The organism is Streptomyces sp. TRM64462, assembly GCF_013362995.1.
In the GTDB taxonomy this organism is placed as follows: domain Bacteria; phylum Actinomycetota; class Actinomycetes; order Streptomycetales; family Streptomycetaceae; genus Streptomyces.
The window spans coordinates 1-16,490 of the sequence record NZ_JABWDV010000386.1 but is presented as its reverse complement, the minus strand read 5'-3'; the positions used below and the strand labels follow the sequence as shown (position 1 = coordinate 16,490).

The 16,490-nt window shown below is 71.7% G+C and carries 14 protein-coding genes; 4 read left to right on the top strand and 10 right to left on the bottom strand.

Translation table 11 applies throughout. From position 1 onward, the window contains the following. Window positions 1-139: 139 nt before the first annotated feature. The 7 genes from HTZ82_RS22105 to mca form a co-directional block, all read right to left on the bottom strand. Window positions 140-2,572, bottom strand: a complete 2,433-nt coding sequence (locus HTZ82_RS22105) for a galactose oxidase-like domain-containing protein (protein WP_175411192.1) — start codon at window positions 2,570-2,572, stop codon at window positions 140-142. Then, entirely contained in the window at window positions 2,569-3,750 is a 1,182-nt protein-coding gene (locus HTZ82_RS22100; RefSeq protein WP_175411191.1) for a glycosyltransferase family 2 protein, read from the bottom strand. The genes HTZ82_RS22105 and HTZ82_RS22100 overlap by 4 nt, the downstream gene beginning before the upstream one ends. Then, window positions 3,747-5,390 carry a glycosyltransferase family 39 protein gene (locus HTZ82_RS22095; protein WP_175411190.1) on the bottom strand — a complete coding sequence of 548 codons (1,644 nt, stop codon included), beginning with the start codon at window positions 5,388-5,390 and terminating at the stop codon, window positions 3,747-3,749. The genes HTZ82_RS22100 and HTZ82_RS22095 overlap by 4 nt, the downstream gene beginning before the upstream one ends. Further along, complete coding sequence (locus HTZ82_RS22090; protein ID WP_175411189.1) at window positions 5,387-6,643, bottom strand: glycosyltransferase; 1,257 nt, start codon at window positions 6,641-6,643, stop codon at window positions 5,387-5,389. The genes HTZ82_RS22095 and HTZ82_RS22090 overlap by 4 nt, the downstream gene beginning before the upstream one ends. Before the next feature lie 260 nt (window positions 6,644-6,903). After that, window positions 6,904-8,931 carry a thioredoxin domain-containing protein gene (locus HTZ82_RS22085; RefSeq protein WP_175411188.1) on the bottom strand — a complete coding sequence of 676 codons (2,028 nt, stop codon included), beginning with the start codon at window positions 8,929-8,931 and terminating at the stop codon, window positions 6,904-6,906. A 100-nt stretch (window positions 8,932-9,031) separates the two neighbouring features. Next, window positions 9,032-9,262 (bottom strand): hypothetical protein, encoded by a 231-nt coding sequence (locus HTZ82_RS22080; protein WP_175411187.1) that lies wholly within the window; start codon window positions 9,260-9,262, stop codon window positions 9,032-9,034. Then, window positions 9,255-10,136: a mycothiol conjugate amidase Mca gene (mca, locus tag HTZ82_RS22075; protein ID WP_175411186.1), complete on the bottom strand. Its 882-nt coding sequence runs from the start codon at window positions 10,134-10,136 to the stop codon at window positions 9,255-9,257. Before mca ends, HTZ82_RS22080 begins: the two co-directional genes overlap by 8 nt. 104 nt (window positions 10,137-10,240) lie before the next feature. Here mca and HTZ82_RS22070 point away from each other — a divergent pair, with 104 nt between their 5' ends. Further along, window positions 10,241-10,642 (top strand): DUF4307 domain-containing protein, encoded by a 402-nt coding sequence (locus tag HTZ82_RS22070; RefSeq protein WP_175411185.1) that lies wholly within the window; start codon window positions 10,241-10,243, stop codon window positions 10,640-10,642. Between the two features lie 213 nt (window positions 10,643-10,855). Then, window positions 10,856-11,353, top strand: a complete 498-nt coding sequence (gene greA / locus HTZ82_RS22065) for a transcription elongation factor GreA (RefSeq protein ID WP_175411184.1) — start codon at window positions 10,856-10,858, stop codon at window positions 11,351-11,353. 93 nt (window positions 11,354-11,446) lie between these two features. Here the strand turns inward: greA and HTZ82_RS22060 are convergent, their stop codons facing one another. The 3 genes from HTZ82_RS22060 to ilvA form a co-directional block, all read right to left on the bottom strand. Then, window positions 11,447-12,298 (bottom strand): ABC transporter permease, encoded by an 852-nt coding sequence (locus tag HTZ82_RS22060; RefSeq protein WP_175411183.1) that lies wholly within the window; start codon window positions 12,296-12,298, stop codon window positions 11,447-11,449. After that, entirely contained in the window at window positions 12,295-13,323 is a 1,029-nt protein-coding gene (locus HTZ82_RS22055) for an ATP-binding cassette domain-containing protein (protein WP_254712030.1), read from the bottom strand. Before HTZ82_RS22055 ends, HTZ82_RS22060 begins: the two co-directional genes overlap by 4 nt. Before the next feature lie 472 nt (window positions 13,324-13,795). Further along, on the bottom strand, window positions 13,796-15,037 hold the full coding sequence (ilvA, locus tag HTZ82_RS22050) for a threonine ammonia-lyase (RefSeq protein ID WP_175411182.1): 1,242 nt from the start codon (window positions 15,035-15,037) through the stop codon (window positions 13,796-13,798). Window positions 15,038-15,252: 215 nt separating this feature from the next. Here ilvA and HTZ82_RS22045 point away from each other — a divergent pair, with 215 nt between their 5' ends. Continuing rightward, window positions 15,253-15,762, top strand: coding sequence for a MarR family winged helix-turn-helix transcriptional regulator (locus HTZ82_RS22045; RefSeq protein WP_175411181.1), 510 nt, complete (start codon window positions 15,253-15,255; stop codon window positions 15,760-15,762). A 75-nt stretch (window positions 15,763-15,837) separates the two neighbouring features. Then, the gene (locus tag HTZ82_RS22040; protein WP_309235623.1) at window positions 15,838-16,269 is read left to right on the top strand and encodes a sigma factor-like helix-turn-helix DNA-binding protein; all 432 of its coding nucleotides are present in this window, start codon (window positions 15,838-15,840) and stop codon (window positions 16,267-16,269) included. Window positions 16,270-16,490 lie beyond the last annotated feature (221 nt).

Below are 16,490 nucleotides of genomic sequence, written 5' to 3'. Positions count from 1 at the left end.
TTTCAGCCCGTCCGGCGTTTGAGGACGAGCTCCCCCAAGCTCTTCGAGCAGGGGGTACCCCCAAGGCGCAATACGGGGGTCTGGGGGCGGAGCCCCCAGTTCGGGAAGGGGCGGGATAGGGGAAAGACCCGCCGGAGGCTCAGCGGCGCTTCACGTCACCCCGCCCGCACGCCACCCCGTCCTTGTTCGGGTCGAGGCGGAACGGGTCGCGCTTGCCGTTCAGCTTCAGCTCGCCGAACCCCTGGGCCTTCAGCCAGTCGCAGCGCGACCCCGTCGTAGGCTTCACGCCGGGCGGGAACGCCGTCGGCACGCACACGTCCGCCGCGCCGTACGCCCGCTCGCACCCCGCGACCCGCGGGCTCACCGGCGCCGACTTCCGCTTGGGCTGCGGCTTCTTCGGGGCCGCGGCGAGCCCGTCCGCGAAGTCGTGCACGTGCGGCGACGCGGCCGGCGCCTGGTCGGCACCGCCGACATGCACCCACTCAGCCACCGACGGCACCCCGTTCGCGTCGACCGCGAACAGCATGTACCAGCCGGGCGGCGCGATGTTCGGGTTGCTGGTGACGTTCAGGTCGATCGTCTTCTCGTCGATCACCGTCATCGGCAGGTCCACGAACCGCTGGTTCGGGTCCGACGAGTGCGTGACGGCCGCCGGGCGGATGAGCTCGGCCCGTACGACCGGCCGGTCCACCGTGATCCGCTGCGTCTCGCCGTACGCCCACTTCTTCTCCGCGACCGAGGTGACCTGCGGCCGCGGGCCCTTGAAGAGGTACGGCGGCGTGTACACGGACACCTTGTCCGTGAACGAGCCGTCACCCGGGTTGTCGCCCACCGCCATCACACGCCCGTCCGGCAGCAGGAACGTCGACGAGTGGTAGCCCCGGTCCGCCGGGTCCGTGGCCATACCGGCCTGCCAGGTGTCGGTCGCCGGGTCGAACATCGACGCCTCGTACACCGGGTCCGCCCGGTTGTGCAGGGCGCCGCCCGTCTCGAAGACCTTGCCGTCCGGGAGCAGCACGGCGGAGACGTACATCTTGCCCTGCGCGCCGGTCTGCGGCGCCGGCGGTGCGCCGTTGACCGACTGGGTGCCCTGCGGAAGGAGGGGGCCCGGCTGGTACTGCGGGTTCGGCTGCTTCAGGTCGATGATGTCGACCAGGCGGTTGGCGTCCGGGTTCGTCTCGATGTTGCCGCCGCCGATCGTCAGGACCCGCTGGTCCTGGGCGGGCGGCAGCAGGACGCTCGCGGACTGGTCGCGCTCGTCCTTGTTCTGGAGCCCGGGCACGTCCGTGATGGTGTTCTTGTCGTAGTCGTAGATCGACGCGCCCGTGCCCGGCGTGCCGTTGCCGAAGACATGGCTGCCGGAGTAGAAGAGCCGCCCGTCCTGCATGAGGATCATCGACGGGTACAGGCCCCAGTACGTCCAGGTCTGGTTGACCTCGCCGAGCGGCAGCCACTTGCTCTGCGCCGCCGACCACCTCTCGGCCGTCACGGATCCCGTGGAGTCCTCGCGCAGCCCGCCGAAGGAGATCACGTCGCCGTTGCCGAGGACCGTCGCCGACGGGTACCAGTGCCCGTCGTTCATGTCGTTGGTCTTCGTGTACGTCTCGGTCTCGGGGTCGAAGAGGTACGAGTCCTTGTAGCCCTGGTAGCCGATCTTGCCGTCGGCGGACGGGTAGCCCTTGTTGCCGCCCATGATCAGCACCTTGCCGTCGGACAGCTGCACATGGCCGGCGCAGAACATGTCGATGGGCGTGTCGATCTTCTTGAACGAGCCGTTGGCCGGGTCGTACACGGCCGTCTCGAACGTGCCCGCCGCGAACCGCTCAGGGTCGTTGCCCGACCCGGCGACCATCAGCACCTTGCCGGACTTGAGGACGACGGCGTGGATGGCGCGGATGGGGTTCTTGAACGGCAGCACCTCCCACGCGCCCTTGGTGCAGGCGTCACCGGCCGTGCAGACCTCACCGTCCGCCGGGACGGTGGCGTCCTCCATCCGGTAGTCGTCGGTGGTGAGCGTGCCCGCGCCGTACAGCGAGACGCCCCACGAGATCTGGTCGGTGCCCGGCGGGACGGGCGGTGTGCGCACCTCGGCGCGCCGGTACGTGGCGCTGGCCGGCGGCGTCATCACGTCCGTCCAGTACACCCAGCCCTGCTGGGCGTCGCGGCGGAAGAGCGTGACCGCGATGTCGGGGCTGGTCGACTTGTACCAGACCGACAGATCGTACTGGTGACCCGGCGTCACATTGGGTGCGCACGACGGCGTCTCGTACATCATCGCCTTGTGGTCACCGTCGACCCGCCGCGTGAGGGTGAGCTCCATGGCGCGGTCGCCGCCGTGGGCGTCGTCGGTGAGCCGGAAGGTGTAGTCGTTGTCGCCCCAGCCGTAGATGTCCCAGCAGCGGGGTGTGCCTTCGGGTTTGAGGGTTTCGAAGCCGGGGTTGACCAGCAGGTTCACCCCGGCTTCCGCGCGCTCGGCGGTGGACAGCGAGAGTCCGCCCGCTGCCAGGGCGAGGAGCGCGGCGACGGCGGAGGTGCGCCGCCACCTGCCGCGTCCGCTTCGGTGCCGTGTCATGTGTCGTCCCTACCTCCGGTCTCACGGGGTGTACGTCGTCGGGGTACGTAGATCAGTGCCTGGGTCGCCGCGAAGCGCAGGACGAACGTCGCGACGAGGGCGAGGGCCGTCGCGGGCAGGACCGACATGCCGAGGCCGCCGACGAGCGCGGCGATCAGCGGGATGCGCAGCAGCAGGTCGGCGTTGGCGAGGAGGGCGAACCGGCCCCAGCGGTCGGCCCAGTGGCGGTGGGCGCGTTCCCGGTGGAACAGCAGGGCCTCGGTGAGCAGCAGGTTCCAGGTGACGCCGAACTGGTTGGCGAGCACCTCGGCGGGCAGGTAGTGCAGTCCGGCGCCCGTCAGGACGTACAGGGCGGCCAGGTTGGGGACGAAGCCGGTGAGGCCGATGAGTCCGAAGACCACCATCCGGGACAGCGCCGTGCTGGTGCGCAGCCCGGCGAGGTGCTGGAGGAAGCGGAGCCCTTCGCGGGGCGTGGACTTGGAGGTCCCGGCGTACCGCTCCTGGAAGGCGAACGGCACCTCGGCGACGTGCGCGATGGTGCGGGGCCGGCAGCGGACGACGAGCTCAAGGAGGATCTTGTAGCCGAGCGGCTGGAGTCCCTCCGCCCGCACCGCGGCCTTCCGTACGGCGAAGAAGCCGCTCATCGGGTCGCTGACGCCGCTGAGCCGGCGCGGGAACAGGGTCTTGGACAGCAGCGTGGACGCCCCGGAGACCAGCAGGCGGTAGCCGCCCGCGAGTCCGGCGCGGCTGCCCCCGCGCGCGTACCGGCTGGCCACGACCAGGTCGGCGCCGTCCTGCCGGCCGCGTGCGACGAGGTCCGGGATCAGCTCGGGCGGGTGCTGGAGGTCGCCGTCCATGACGACGACCCAGTCGGCGGCGGCCGCCCGCAGCCCCTCGACGACGGCGCCGCCGAGCCCGCCGGCCGGGGTGTCGCGGTGGATGAGCCGTACCGGAAAGGGGAAGTCGGGGGCGGCCGCGCGGACCACGTCCGGGGTGTCGTCGGTCGAGTCGTCGACGAACAGCACCTCGTACGGCAGGTGCCGGGGCACGGACAGGGCGATCCGGGCGAGCAGCTCCCGTATGTTCGCCGCCTCGTTGAAGGTGGGGACGACGACGGTGACGGCGGGCGGCGCGGCGGTGGCATGAAGGTGCGGATCATCGACGAGGGGACTGGTCACCGGGCGCCTCCGCCGACGGTCCGGCGGATCTCGACGCGCTGGTCGCCCTCGCCGAAGACGGCGACCGGCTCGGAGTTCTCCAGGGCGGCGGCGGTGGTGGGCAGGTCCTTGGCGTCGCGGCGCACGGTGGGCGTGGCGACGATGTAGTCGATGTCGCGCCAGCCGTCGTCGAGGGTCTTCTTGACGGCCGGGTCGAGGTCGGCCTTGTAGAACCAGATGGCGCCGGTGCCGGGTGCGTAGCCGGCGTGGACGAGGTCGAGCCAGAGGGAGTCGTCGACGAGGACGCGGGTGCGGGCCGGGTCGGTGACGTGGCCGGCGGCCGGGTCGAGCCAGGCGGCGGCCGCGCGGAACCGGGCGTTCGGGTCGTCGGCCATGGCGGTGCGGGTGCCGTCGTACCAGTGCGGCACGGTGTACGTGGCACCCAGGGCGAGGAGCATCACGAAGGCCGGCGCCGCGGCTGCCCTCGGCAGCCGCCGGTGGAGCAGGCCCCAGACGGAGGCCGCGACGGCGGCGAGGCACAGGGCGAGGAACGGCAGGGCCTGGATGATGTACATGTCCGGCAGGTAGCCGGAGCTGCGGAACGCGGCGACCGAGCCGAGCAGCACGACCGCGAACGCGGGCCCGGCGGCCGCCCGCGCCGTCACGGACCAGCGGTGGCAGGCGGCGAGCAGCAGCGCCGCGGCGAGCCCGGCGAGGGGCAGCACCTTGTCGTAGTACAGCCAGGAGTCGAGGACCTTGTTGGCGCCCGAACCGTCGACGAAGATCGAGCCGGAGCCGGGCCTGGAGAGCTGGTAGACGACGCCGTCCCACAGCGACACATGGTCCTTGCCGGGCAGGAGTTCGTTGTTGAGCAGCGCGAACAGCGGATACAGCAGCCCGATGAGGACGCAGGACGTCAGCGCGCCGGTGACGGCGAACTTCCGTGTGGCGTGGTGGCTGTGGCGCCACATCGTGAACATCAGCGCGGGCAGCGCCAGCAGGATGGTCTCCTTCGACAGCACGGCGACGGCGGCGCATATCCCGGCGGCGAAGTGGTGCCAGAGGTGGCGGCTGGGCGAGGCGGCGAGCACGAACGCGGCGAGTATCCAGGCGACGGCGATGTTGTCGAGGAAGATCTGCCGGTGCAGTTCGACGGAGAGCGGGGACAGCCCGAACAGGCCGACGGTGAGCGCGGCGGCCCAGCGCGGCAGGGCGAGGCGGCGCGCCAGCACGTACAGCAGGGTGGCCGTGACGAGCGTGACGCACAGCATGACGGCGCGGACCGAGCCGACGGTCATCGACTCGGGCGCGAGCAGCGCCGGGAGCCAGGTGAGGACGGCGATCTGCAGCCAGCCGAGCGGCGGATGGTCGTACCAGTACTCGTAGTGGGCGAGGCCCTCGCCCTGCTGGATCGCCCAGGCCTGGGCGAGGTAGGTGCCCTCGTCGTCGCTGAACGACGGGAAGCCGCCGATGTTGACGCCCTGGACGACGGTGATCGCGGCGAGCAGCGCGATGCACAGCAGCTGGTCGGGGCGCGAGGCCCAGAACCGGAAGGGCGGCGCGGGCGGGAACGGGCTGATGGGGACCGTACGCGGCCCGGTGGCGGCGCCCCCGGCGGCGGGGCGGTGACGGGTGGTGGCCGAGGTCAGTGTGGACGTCATCGGGTGGCCTCCTCCTGGACGAGGTGAGCGCCGACATGGCTGGTGAGCTCCCAGTCGCTGCGGCCGCGCTGCTCGCGCCAGACCGCCCGTACGGCGGCCCCGGCGAGCAGGACCTGGTAGAAGGGGCCGCCCAGGATGAGCTTCACGTAGTGGAGGAAGCGGACGCGGAGCCCGTACTGGGTGCCGAAGTCGTGCAGGCCGACCACCTCGAACACGAAGGTGACGAGGGCGGTGAGCAGCGGCAGGAAGCTGACGACGGCGATGCCGACCGGTACGTCGAGGAAGACGGCGATGGCGATGTTGACGGGGATGACGATTCCGGTGAAGGCCTGCATGAACGGGGTCATGAGGGTGTGGCGGGCGAGCATGCGCTGGCCCAGGGTGGGCAGCCGCCGCCAGTCCTTCTTCCGGTACACCTGGAGGAAGCCCTGGTTCCAGCGGGTGCGCTGCTTGAGGAGGGCCATCAGCGTGCCGGGGGTCTCCTCACGGGTGACCATGTCCGCGTCGTACGCGACGACGACGCGCTTGCCGGCGGAGGAGAGGCGGACGCCGAGGTCGCAGTCCTCGGCGAGGCAGTCCTGGTCCCAGCCGCCGGCGTCCCGCAGCACGTCGGTGCGGACGAAGACGGTGTTGCCGCCGAGCGGGATGAAGCCCTTCGCCGCGTGCAGGTGGAGGCGGCTGCGGAACCAGAAGAAGTACTCCAGGCAGTTGCGCAGCGAGTACCAGCTCGAATGGAAGTTGATGAGCTGGACGCCGCCCTGGACGACGTCGGCGCCGGTGGCGGTGAAGGCGTGGTCGACATGGGCGAGGAGGTCGGGGTGCACCTGGTCCTCGGCGTCGAAGACGCCGACGACGGCGCCCCGGCAGTAGGGCAGTGCGGTGTTGAGGGCCTTCGGCTTGTTCTTCTTCTCGTGGGTGTCGACGACGACCCGTACGCGCTCGGGGTCGCGGGCGGCGGCCCGTTCGGCGACGGCGGCGGTCTCCGGGTCGTCGTGGCCGACGATCACGATGATCTCGAAGTCCTGGTGGCGTGACTCGCGGAGCCGCTCGATGGTGTGCTCAAGGACGAGCTGCTCGTGGCGGGCGGGCAGCAGCAGCGAGAACGACAACCCCTGGGCGCCGTCGGGGCTTTCGAAGCGGGTGGCGGCGAGCGTCTCGGGCGTACGCCACGCGTGCATCTGCCACCACAGCGTGAAGGCGGCCATCCAGAAGAGCGCCAGTGAGACGGTCGCGATGAACAGCGATAACAGCACGGAATCCCCCCTTGGTCCTCCGCGGCCTCGGCGCAGGCACACCCGGGTGCGGGCGGGCGTACGCGCGCTGTCGGCGCGGGGACTCGGTACGTGGTCGGTTCAGGGGGCGGAACGCGGCAGGACCCCCCTGGCCGGCGTCGCCCTCGGTCGACATCCGTGCGCGCCTCCCCAGCCGCGACGGATCCCCTCCTCGTGCGATGAGGATAGAGCCAGGAGGTGACAGAGAGCAGCTGTCCCGTATAAAGAGCGTGTTTCCTACGTCAGTTGGACAGTTTCGCGGAAAGCGCCGTTGCGTCCGTGGTAGGGGCGTCGCAGACGAAGTGCCGGCAGACGTACGCGGTGGGCCGGCCGTCGACCAGGATCCGGTCCCTGAGCAGTGGGAACTCGTCGCTGTCCGGGTCGCCGGCGGCGACGACGGCGCCGGGCGCGGTGGCCAGCAGGGCCGTACGGTGCAGGGCGCGGGTCGCCGCGTCGCCGCGCGGGCCCGCGACGGCGATCTCGCGGGGCCCGTCGACGAGGGCCACGGCGGTGGCGAGACCCCAGCCGATGAACCGGGGCGCGCGCGGCCCGAGCGCCTTCACCACCCCGAGCGCGCGCTCCGCCGCGCTCCGATGCGCCTCGGAACCGGTGTGCGCGCCGTACGCGAGGAGCGCGCCGGCGGCGGCGGTCCAGCCGGAGGGCGCGGCGTTGTCGGTGGGGTCCTGCGGCCGTCGGATGAGCGGCTCGGCGTCATGGGCGGTGTCGTACAGGACGCCGTCCTCGCCCTGGAACCGGTCCAGCACGATGTCGAGGAGGAACCCGGCGAACTCCAGCCACGCGCCCTCGCCGGTGACGCCCGCGAGCGCGAGGAACCCCTCCGCGACGTCGCCGTAGTCCTCGAGCACCCCGGCGTTGGCGCCGACGCGCCCGTCCTTGGAGGTGCGGGCGAGCCGCGCGGAGTCGTCCATGTGGAGCCGTACGAGGAGGTCGGCGGCTTCGGTGGCGCGCTCGATCAGATCAGGCCGGTCGAAGTAGGCGCCGGTCTCGGCGAGCGCCGCGATCGCGAGCCCGTTCCAGGCGGCCACGATCTTGTCGTCGCGCCCGGGGCGGGGCCGCTCCTCGCGGGCGGCGAGCAGCCGCTGCCGGATGCGGTCGAGCCGCTCGGCGTCCAGGACCCCGGCGCCCTGCGGCAGTTGGAGCACGGACGCCCCGCGCTCGAAGGTGCCGTCCTCGGTCACGCCGTAGAACCGCTCGGCGTACGCGGCGTCGTCGTCACCCAGCACGTCCCGCAGCTGCTGCGGCGTCCACACGTAGAAGGCGCCCTCGACGACCTTGCCGGTGCCGTCGTCCGAGTCCGCGTCCAGGGCGGAGGCGAAGCCGCCCTCGGGGGTGCGCAGCTCGCGCACCATGAAATCGGCGGTCTCCAGGGCGACGCGCCGCGCGAGGTCACTGCCGGTGGCCCGCCACAGATGCGCGTACACGCGGCACAGCAGGGCGTTGTCGTACAGCATCTTCTCGAAGTGCGGCACGACCCACTCACGGTCGACCGAGTACCGGGCGAACCCGCCGCCCAGCTGGTCGTAGATGCCGCCGCGCGCCATGGCCTCGCACGTGTCGGCGGCCATCTGGAGCGCGCCCTCGGAGCCCGTACGGGCGTGGTGCCGCAGCAGGAACTCGACGGCCATGGACGGCGGGAACTTCGGCGCCCCGCCGAACCCGCCGTGCCGGTCGTCGTACTCGCGCGTGAGCCCGAGCAGCGCCTGCGCCAGCTCCGCCTCGCCGGGCGCCCCGGCGCCGCCGGTGCCGAGCGTCCGCCCGGCCAGCTCGCGCACGATGTTCCCGGCGACCTGGCCGACCTCGTCCCGCCGGTCCCGCCAGGCGACGGCCACGCCCTCCAGGACCTGCCGGAACGACGGCATGCCCTGCCGGGGCGCGGGCGGGAAGTAGGTGCCGAAGTAGAACGGCTCGGCGTCCGGTGTCAGGAACACCGTCATGGGCCAGCCCCCGTGCCCGGTGGCGGCCTGCACGGCCTCCATGTACACGGCGTCCACGTCCGGCCGCTCCTCGCGGTCGACCTTGACGGACACGAAGTGCTCGTTGAGGTAGCGGGCCGTGTCGTCGTCCTCGAACGACTCGTGTGCCATGACGTGACACCAGTGGCACGAGCTGTAACCGACGCTCAGCAGCACCGGCACCCCGCGCCGCCGCGCCTCGTCGAACGCGGCGCCGGACCACGGCCACCAGTCGACCGGGTTGTCCGCGTGCTGGAGGAGATAGGGCGACGTCTCGTGCGCGAGTCGGTTCGGCATACGGCCCATCCTGCCGGACGCGCCGGGACGGTGCCGCACGTGACTCGCGCCCGGGACGGGCGCCGGCGGGGCACCGGCGCACGCCCCGGCGCCCGTCCGGTCACTCCTGGGCGGCGGGCTTCGCGGAGGCGGCGGAGGGAGACTCCGGGGCCTCCTCGAAGTCGACCCGGTTCATGTGCCGGTTCATCGACTTCATCAGCGCCCACACGGCCAGGGCCATGACGGCGAAGACGATGAAGCCGAGGACGCCGGGGGTCACCTTGTTCTCGTCCAGCTCCTTGGCGAGAGGGACGAGGTGGGTCAGTGCCTGGTGTGCGCTCATGTCAGGCATTGTCCCGGATGCCCGCGAAGAGGTCGCTCTCGGGGAGGGAGGTGTCGACGAGGGACTTGGCGAGCTCGTACTCCTCCGTCGGCCAGACCTCCTTCTGGATCTCCATGGGCACGCGGAACCAGCCGCCGTCCGGGTCGATCTGCGTGCGGTGGGCGATCAGCGCCCTGTCCCGCGTCTCGAAGAACTCCGCGCACGGGACGTGCGTGGTCAGGGTGCGCTCCGTGCGCTCGAACTCGTCCCAGCGCTTGAGCCACTCCCCGTACGGCGACTCCAGGTCACGGTCCAGCAGGGCCTGGTGCAGGGCCTCGGTGCGGGGGCGGTTGAAGCCCTGGTTGTAGTAGAGCTTCAGGGGCTGCCAGGCCGGGCCGTACTCGGACTCCGGGTACTTCTCGGCGTCGGCCGCGCCTTCGAAGGCCACCATCGTGATCTTGTGCGTCATGATGTGGTCGGGATGCGGATAGCCGCCGTTCTCGTCGTAGGTGGTGATCACCTGCGGGCGGAACGCGCGGATGGACCGCACCAGGCGGCCGGCCGCCTTGTCGACGTCCTCCAGCGCGAAGCAGCCCTGCGGCAGCGGGGGCAGCGGGTCGCCCTCCGGCAGACCGGAGTCGACGAAGCCGAGCCACTCCTGGCGGACGCCCAGGATCTCGCGGGCCTCGTCCATCTCCTTGCGGCGCACCTCGTGGATGTTCTCCTCGATGTAGGTGTCGCCCTGGAGCTTCGGGTTGAGGATGGAGCCACGCTCGCCTCCCGTGCACGTCACCACGAGCACGTCCACCCCCTCGGACACGTACTTCGCCATGGTGGCTGCGCCCTTGCTCGACTCGTCGTCGGGGTGGGCGTGAACTGCCATCAGTCGCAGCTGCTCAGTCAAGGCTCGATCCTCAATGATTGGTCACGTCGCTCGGCTTCTATAGTGACGGAATCGGCGCGGTGGATATTCCACGCGCCGTATCGCGAGAACCGAGAGGGACGATCATGGGCGTGGCGGGCGAGCAGCTCCCCGACGGCCGCTACGGCCGGTCGGCGGAGGAGCGTACGGACCGCAGGCTGAAGCTCGTCGGGTCGGTTCTGGGCGTGGGTCTGCTCGCCCTGGTCGGCTGGTTCGGCTACGACTACGTGGCGGGCCAGAAGATCAGCGCCGAGATGATCAAGTTCGATGTGGCGGCCGCGGACCGGGTGGATGTACACCTGGAGGTACGCAAGGAGAGCGAGGCGCGGGGCTACTGCACGCTGCGGGCGCTCGCGGAGAGCGGCGCGGAGGTGGGCCGCAAGGAGTTCCGCTTCGACGAGGCGTCGAGCCGGATCGACAGGGTGGTCAGCGTCCGCACCACCGAGCGCGCCACGGCGGCGGAGCTGCTCGGCTGCACCGCCGACTGACGGCAGGGCGCCGGCCGGGCGCCGAACCGGCGGCGGGCGGCCCCCGTGGCGTACGAGGGTGGAGGGGCTGAGCTGCGGAGTCGTGAATTCCGTGGCGTTCGTCCTCCCCCTTCGGGCCCGTAATTGTTAGGCTCGTGGTTTCGCCCTCCCAGGAAGGCCGCATCCTTCTGGTAGGGCGATGCTTTGTATTCCCAGCACCGACGAGGAGCACCTGTGACCCAGACCAGCGAGAACGTCACCTGGCTGACCCAGGAGGCGTACAACCAGCTCAAGGCCGAGCTGGAGTACCTGTCTGGTCCCGCGCGAACCGAGATCGCTGCGAAGATCGCGGCGGCGCGCGAGGAGGGCGACCTGCGCGAGAACGGCGGGTACCACGCGGCCAAGGAGGAGCAGGGCAAGCAGGAGCTGCGTGTGCGCCAGCTCACCCAGCTCCTGGAGCACGCGAAGGTGGGCGAGGCCCCCGCGGCCAGCGGCGTGGTGGCGCCCGGCATGGTCGTGACGATCGCGTTCGACGGCGACGAGGACGACACGGTGACGTTCCTCCTGGCCTCGCGGGAATACGCGAGCTCCGACATCGAGACGTACTCCCCGCAGTCGCCGCTCGGCTCGGGCGTGAACGGCAAGAAGGTCGGCGAGGACGCCGAGTACGAGCTGCCGAACGGCAAGAAGGCGGCCGTCCGGATCCTCGACGCCAAGCCGTACCAGGGCTGAGCCCGGGGCTGAGCCCGGAGAGCACGCCCGCCAGGACAGCAGAAGGGCCGGATCCGCCTCCTCGCGGATCCGGCCCTTCCTGTATGCGTACGGTCAGGACGCCGCCGAGCGGTACTTGCGGACCGCCAGCGTGCGGAAGATCGCGACGATCACCACGGACCAGATGATCGACGCCAGCACCGGGTGCTGCATCGGCCAGGCGTCCGACGGGGACACGCCGGGGTTGCCGAACAGCTCGCGGCAGGCCTGCACGGTCGCGCTGAACGGGTTCCACTCGGCGATGTGCCGCAGCCAGGGCGTCATCCGGCTGGAGTCAACGAACGCGTTCGAGATGAACGTGACGGGGAACAGCCAGATCAGCCCGCCGGACGTCGCCGCCTCCGGGGTCCGCACGGACAGGCCGATCAGGGCGCCGATCCACGAGAACGCGTACCCGAGGAGGAGCAGCAGCGCGAACGCGCCCAGGGCCTTCGGGACGCCCTCGTTGATGCGCCAGCCGACGAGCACCGCGACGACGGTCAGGACGACCACGGTGAGCGCCGTCTGCACCAGGTCCGCGAGCGTACGGCCGGTGAGGACCGCGCCCCGGGCCATGGGCAGCGACCGGAAGCGGTCGATGAGGCCCTTGTGCATGTCGTCGGCGATGCCGGCGCCCGCGCCCGCCGTGGCGAAGGTGACGGTCTGGGCGAAGATGCCGGCCATGAGGAAGTTGCGGTAGACGGACGGGTCGGTCGTGCCGCCGATGTTCATGGATCCGCCGAAGACGTAGCTGAACAGCACCACGAACATGATCGGCTGGACGAGCCCGAAGATGACGACTTCGGGGATCCGCATCATGCGGATCAGGTTGCGGCGGGCCACGACCAGCGAGTCGGTGACCGACTGGACGATCCCGCCGCGGGGGCGGGGCGCCGCGAGCTGCCGGGCGTCGGTGACGGCGGTCACTTCACGGTCTCCTTCCTGCGGTCGTCGGCGCCGGCATCGGCGCTCCTGGTCCTGCTCTCGGCCTCGTCCTCGTCGGCCGGGGTCTCGGCGGCGTGGCCGGTGAGGGAGATGAAGACGTCGTCGAGTGTCGGGCGGCGCAGCCCGATGTCGTCGATCTCGACGCCGCGCGCGTCGAGATCGCGGATGACCTCGGCGAGCAGCTTCGCGCCGCCGGTGACGGGCACGGTCAGCTTGCGGGTGTGCTCGTCGACGGTCACGGCGCCGCCCTTGCCGAAGCCGGCGAGCACCTCGCGCCCGGTGGTGATCTGCTCGGGCGTGTGCACGACGACCTCGACGCGCTCGCCGCCCGTGCGCGCCTTGAGCTGGTCGGCGGTGCCGCGGGCGATGACCCGGCCGTGGTCGACGACGCAGATCTCGTGGGCGAGGTTGTCGGCCTCCTCCAGGTACTGCGTGGTGAGGAGGAGCGTCGTACCGCCGGCGACGAGTTCCTGGATGACGTCCCAGAGCGCCTGGCGGTTGCGGGGGTCGAGCCCGGTCGTGGGCTCGTCCATGAACATCACGGGCGGCGACACGACGAGCGCGGCGGCCAGGTCGAGGCGGCGGCGCATACCGCCGGAGTAGGTCTTGGTGGGGCGGTCGGCGGCGTCCGCGAGGTTGAAGCGCTCCAGCAGCTCGACGGCGCGGGCCTTCGCGGCCTTGCCGGACATCTGGTAGAGCCGGCCGACCATCTGGAGGTTCTCGCGGCCGGTGAGGTACTCGTCGACGGCGGCGAACTGGCCGGACAGGCCGATGGCGCGGCGGACCTCGTTGGGGTGCTTGAGCACGTCGATGCCCGCGACGACGGCCCGGCCGCTGTCCGGCTGGAGGAGGGTGGTCAGCACGCGCACCGTCGTGGTCTTCCCGGCGCCGTTCGGGCCGAGAAGCCCCAGGACAGTGCCTTCCGGGACGTCGAGGTCCACTCCGTCCAGTGCTCGTACGTCACCGAAGGTCTTCACCAGACCTTCGGCGTGAATGGCGCCTGGCATTGATTCTCCCGTTATGGGTTGCTCTTTGGAGGCCTGTGTCACTGTGAGGTGATTCGCTCACCAGAGCCTAGAGACCGGCGGGGCCGGTGGCCCGGTGAGTTTATGACGCGACCCACAGGCTAACGCGATATATCGCGTCACACAAGAGCCTTCCGCCCGGGATCAGCGCGCGGGGGCCGCGCGGGGGCGGGGGCCGGAGGCGGGGTGCCTCTAGGGAGTGTCCGGCGGATCATGGCGGCATCGCGGCGCCTTCGCCTTGGCTGTGGGTGAGCGGGGTCTGGTGCGTGCGGCTGCAAGGCGGAGGAGGGAGTGGTTGGGGTCTCCCCTGCTCGAGCGAAGCCGAGAGCTTGGGGAAGGAGCCATCGCGACTGACGACAACGCGGCTGGGGGTCCCCCCTGCTCGAGCGGAGCCGAGAGCTTCGGGGAGTGCGTGCCAGGGCCCGCGGCCCAGACATGATCCGCCGGACACGACCTAGCCCATGACCGTGTAGCCCGCCTGGTGCAGGGCCGCCTGGACCTCGACGCAGTGCTCGGGGCCCTTCGTCTCCAGGTGCAGTTCCACCTCGACCTCCGTGAGGCCGAGCCTCGGGTCCGTACGGACGTGGCCCACGTCCAGGACGTTCGCGTCGACCACCGTCAGCACGCCCAGCAGGTTCGCCAGCGCCCCCGGCCGGTCCGGGAGCCGCAGCCGCAGGCTCAGGTAGCGGCCGGCCGCCGACATGCCGTGCCGCAGGACCCGCTGGAGGACCAGCGGGTCGATGTTGCCGCCCGACAGCACGGCCACCACCGGGCCGTCGAACGTCTCGGGCGCGCTCAGGAGCGCCGCCACCGGGCTGGCCCCGGCCGGCTCGACGACCAGCTTCGCCCGCTCCAGGCACAGCAGCAGCGCCGACGACAGGGCGTCCTCGGAGACCGTACGCACTTCGTCGACGACGTCCCGGACGATCCCGAACGGTACGTCCCCGGGGCGGCCGACCATGATCCCGTCGGCCATCGTCGGCGCGCAGTCCACCGCCACAGGGCGCCCCACCGCCAGCGACCTCGGGTACGCGGCCGCCGCCTGCGCCTGCACCCCGATCACCTTCACGTCCGGGCGCAGCGCCTTCACGGCGACACCGATACCGGCCGCCAGTCCGCCGCCGCCCATGCCGACGACGATCGTGCGCACCTCGGGGCACTGCTCCAGGATCTCCAGGCCGACCGTGCCCTGTCCGGCGATGACGTCCGGGTGGTCGAAGGGGTGGATGAACACGGCACCCGTGTCGCGCGCGTAGTCCTGCGCGGCGGCCAGCGACTCGTCCACGACCTGCCCCTGGAGCCGCACGTCGGCGCCGTACTCGCGGGTCGCGGCCACCTTCGGCAGCGGGGCGCCGACCGGCATGAAGACCGTGGACCGTACGCCGAGCAGCGACGAGGCCAGGGCGACGCCCTGCGCGTGGTTACCCGCCGACGCGGCGACCACGCCGGCGGCCCGCTCCTCCGGGCGCAGGCCCGAGATCCGTACGTACGCGCCGCGCAGCTTGAACGATCCGGTGCGCTGGAGGTTCTCGCACTTGAGCCGCACCGGGGCGCCGACCAGCCCGGACAGATGGCGGCTGCCCTCCAGGGCGGTCGTGCGGGCGACGCCGGCCAGCATCTTCTGGGCGCCCTTGACGTCGTCCAGCATGACGGCGGGCTGGGCGAGGCGGGCAGGGCCGGAGGTACGGAAGTTCATGCCGCCAGTCTCGCAGTCGGGGCGGAGTCCGGCCGGGTCCGGCTGCGGTCCGGCTGCGGTCCGGCTGCGGTCCGGCTGCGGTCCGGCCGGGGTCCGGGGTCGTGCCCCCGATAAACGCAGCATCTCGATTGCGCAGCGCAGGTACGGAGGCCCGGCACTCCGCGTACTCTGTCCCCCACCAAAACCCGACCGCCGCACGAGAGAGCCCTGCAGCCATGCCCCTTTCCCAGGACATGACGGATCTTGACACCGGTCTCCTCGATGCCCTCCAGCACCAGGTGGCCGTGTTCGCCCGAAGGGCCGAGCAGACCCGCCTCGGCGGGACGGGCCAGCTCCGCAACTCGATGGACCGCGCCGCCTATCTGCTGCTCAACCGCCTCGACCAGGAAGGCCCGATGGGCGTCAAGGCGCTCGCGGCCGGCATGGGCATCGACTCGTCGACCGTCACCCGGCAGGTCGCGCCGCTCGTCGACACCGGCCTGGTGAAACGGACCTCGCACCCGGAGGACGGCCGCGCGGTCGTGCTCCAGCTCTCGCCGCGCGGCCAGGCCCGCCTGGAGGAGGTGCGCAGCTCGCGGCGCGACCTGATGGCGCAGGTGACGGACGGCTGGACGGAGTCGGAGCGCGAGGCGTTCTGCACGCTGCTGACCCGGTTCAACTCGGCGCTGTCCGCACGCCAGTCGGGGCTGCCGCCCGCCGAACCGGAGGCCGTGCGCTCCTCTTGACGCCGCCTCCTCCTTTTCCTCGCGCCACCTCTTGACCGGTCCCGGCGGCTGTCCTCAGATGAGGACGTGGTCGACGTGGTCGCAGGAGACTTCCGGGCGTTCGTCGCCGGTACAGCGGGCCGACTGCTGTACGTGGCGACGCTGCTGACGAGCGAGCCCGCCGTGCCGCCCGGCGCCCATCCGCACGCGCAGCGGCTGCTGGCGGCGGCGCTGGGGGCGACGTACGCGCGCTGGGACCGGCTGCGCGACGAGGACCCGTACGCGCACACGCGGCGCGAGCTGGCGGTCCGGTTCGCGCGCACGGCGTGGCGGTACCACAGGGGGCGGGGCGGTCCGCTGTCGCGGCTGACGCCCGCGGAGCGGCTCGCGGTCGTGCTCCTCCATCACGAGGGGCTGTACGTGGAGCAGGCGGCCGCGCTGATGGGGCTGTCCGAGGAGCGGGTCGAGGCGCTGTGCCGGCACGCGGTGCACACGCTGCGCAGCACACCCCGGGCGGCGGCGTCATGAGCGGTGCGGGCGGCGGGGCCGGTGCGGGCGGCGGGGACCGTGCGGGAGGCAGAGCCCGTGCAGACGGCAGGTCCGGTGCGGACGGCAGGGCCAGTGCGGACGGCAGGGCCGGTGCGGGCAGCGGGGCCGGTACGGGAGGCAGGGCCGGTACGGGAGGCAGGGCCGGTACGGGAGGCAGGGCCGGTACGGGCAGCGGGGCCGGTACGGGCAGCGGGGCCGGT